The sequence below is a fragment of the Candidatus Accumulibacter vicinus genome (genome assembly GCF_000584955.1).
GTDB classification, from domain to species: Bacteria; Pseudomonadota; Gammaproteobacteria; order Burkholderiales; family Rhodocyclaceae; genus Accumulibacter; species Accumulibacter vicinus.
On sequence record NZ_JDSS02000011.1, the window covers coordinates 1 to 1,100 of the forward strand.

Consider the following 1,100-nt stretch of genomic DNA (forward strand, 5'->3'; position numbering starts at 1 on the left):
GGCGCCGTACGAATGCTTGCAAGACAGGACCTTCCGCCCGAATCACAACTGCCTTTCACCATCGCTCAGGACAATTTCTACCGTGCCGCGCGGGACGGTTTCAACGCGCAACTGAGGTGGCTCAACGGACAGCACATACCTGCCTGCGAGTTGCTCGAACAGGTGCTGTTGCCACTGGCGCGCGCCGGTCTGGAGCAGCTCGATCTGGCGGCCGCGGATATCCGGCGCTACCTGGAGGTGATTGCCGGCCGCTTGCGCAGCCGCCGCAACGGCGCTGTCTGGCAACTCGCCCATTACCGGAAACACCATGACTTCTTCCGGCTGACCGCCGATTATCTCGACCACCAGCGCCACCTCATGCCCGTGCATGAGTGGCCGATATGAGTGGAGGGCTGCATGAGCTATACGATTCGAACCCGCGACCAGCATCTTGCCGCCGACGGTCTGCCGAAGCGCATCCTCGCGCTCGACGGCGGCGGCTTGCGCGGCATTCTCACGCTGGGCATTCTCGAACGCATCGAGCAAATGCTCGCCGAGCGGCATCGCGCTGGCGACGACTTTCGCCTGGCGCACTACTTCGACCTGATCGCCGGCACCTCTACCGGCGCGATCATCGCCGCCGCGCTGGCCAAGGGAATGCGTGTCGCCGAAGTGCTCGCCGAGTACCGTCAGCTCGGCAGCAAGGTCTTCGCGAAGAGCCTGTTCCGCCAAGGCGTGCTGCGCGCCAAATACGACGCCGGCACGCTGAGCAAGGAGCTGCAGCGCGTCTATGGCGCCGACACGACCCTGGGCAGTGATCGCCTGCTGACCGGCCTCGTCGTCGTCACCAAGCGGCTCGACTCCGGCAGCCCGTGGCCGCTGATGAACAACCCGCGCGGCCGCTATTTCCACGGCGACGGCAAGGGACGTATCGGCAATGGCGACTACCCGCTGTGGCAGGTCGTTCGCGCCTCGACCGCTGCGCCGTCGTATTTCGACCCCGAAAAGCTGACCATCGCTGCTGGCCAGGGCAGTATCGGGCAGGAAGGCCTGTTCGTCGATGGCGGCGTCAGCCCGTACAACAACCCGGCGCTGCAGGCACTGATGGTCGCCACGCTCGA

Annotated in this window: 1 protein-coding gene and 1 pseudogene; both read left to right on the forward strand. The window is 65.2% G+C overall.

Features of this window, described 5'->3' with window-relative positions; translation table 11 throughout:
* Positions 1 to 384 (forward strand): annotated as a pseudogene (locus tag CAPSK01_RS02750) (glutamate--cysteine ligase); the annotation flags it as partial.
* Positions 385 to 396: 12 nt separating this feature from the next.
* A partial coding sequence (locus CAPSK01_RS02755) for a patatin-like phospholipase family protein (protein ID WP_273702978.1) occupies positions 397 to 1,100 on the forward strand: 704 nt, incomplete at its 3' end.